This is a genomic window from Pseudovibrio flavus (assembly GCF_009711345.1).
GTDB classification, from domain to species: Bacteria; Pseudomonadota; Alphaproteobacteria; order Rhizobiales; family Stappiaceae; genus Pseudovibrio; species Pseudovibrio flavus.
In genome coordinates, this window is sequence record NZ_SMMA01000050.1 from 2,211 (window position 1) to 3,460 (window position 1,250).

General features: G+C 53.0%; 1 protein-coding gene. It reads left to right on the forward strand.

Annotated features, from left to right (window positions below):
* Window positions 1-914: 914 nt before the first annotated feature.
* On the forward strand, window positions 915-1,250 hold a 336-nt coding region (locus tag E1162_RS02610), incomplete at its 3' end, for a porin (protein WP_257098605.1).

Below are 1,250 nucleotides of genomic sequence, written 5' to 3' on the forward strand. Positions count from 1 at the left end.
CGAGGGCCTTGCCGCCAACGCCGCTGTGAAGCTGATGTTCTAACGCATCTGTGCGAGGGGTGTAGCTCTCTGTAATCCCTCGCACAGCTCGCTATGTCTTTGGGCGTTCTTCAGGTTTGCGACCACCGTGTAGAACGCCAATAGAACAAGGCGCTATGAAACGCCTGCGCCTTGTACCCCTCTGCCGACTCCTATGCCAGTAGTTCAGCAGAGGGGTTATTTTTTGAGCGGCGGCCTATTGCCTGCTGGCGCGAATACCTGAGCCTTTCAGGACGCGTTGTCGCCGCTTCCTCAGCCGTCAAGGCACGCTATCCTACATCGCCATTTTTCCTGCTGTGGCTCAACCAGAGTTCACAGGCGCGCACTCATAAGTAGCCGCGGCCGCTGCGCTCGTGGTTATAACCACTCCGAATCCGCATTGTGTAACGCCCACAGCCCCTATTCCTCCCAATGGTAGTGTCACCATCAGCGCCCAAAATACTAGGGCGTTCTACGCAGCTTCGCCCTCTGCAACTTCTGGTCCGCCCTGTCGATAATCACAGTGCAACCAGCGCAGCTTTTGCGGCTTTGTGGGCACCGGCAATTTGCCCCATTAGTTGAAAACGTCGCGTCAAGCGCAGTTTATTCCCGTTTTGATAGCTTTTATACAACCTAGATCTACGGGTATATGCGTGTTACATGCAAATCACAGTTGTGATGTATGTTACACTTTTAGGGCGAGTATACGCATTTCTACCGTATTCAAATCCAGCGATTTCATGATTTTTGACTGTGCTGATTGACGAAGCTCAACCGAGGCTTGTCACGAATGGAAGGGGTTTCCTTCGAGACGAGGTCATGAAGCACGGGGGGAGCGGCTCGGCTTTCAAAAAAGCAGGGCTGTTCCAATAAATACCTTTGGAAGGTCAAGAAAAATGAAATTCAAAATGTTTGCTGCTGCAGTTGCAGCAACTGCAGTTGCAGCACCAGCACTTGCTGCTGATCTGCCATCCGTAGAACCAGTAGACTACGTACAGACCTGCGACGCTTTCGGCGCTGGCTTCTTCGTACTGCCTGGTAAAGACACCTGCCTGCGCGTTTCCGGCCGCGTTCGTACAGAACTGCGTATGAACAACTTTGCTGACAACGGCCACTGGGGCGGCACCAACAAAAGCAAAGACGACATGAGCTTCTTCGCTCGTGGTTACGTACGCCTTGACGCACGCACCCAGACCGAAATGGGTCTCGTACGTTCTTACACCAGCCTGTCC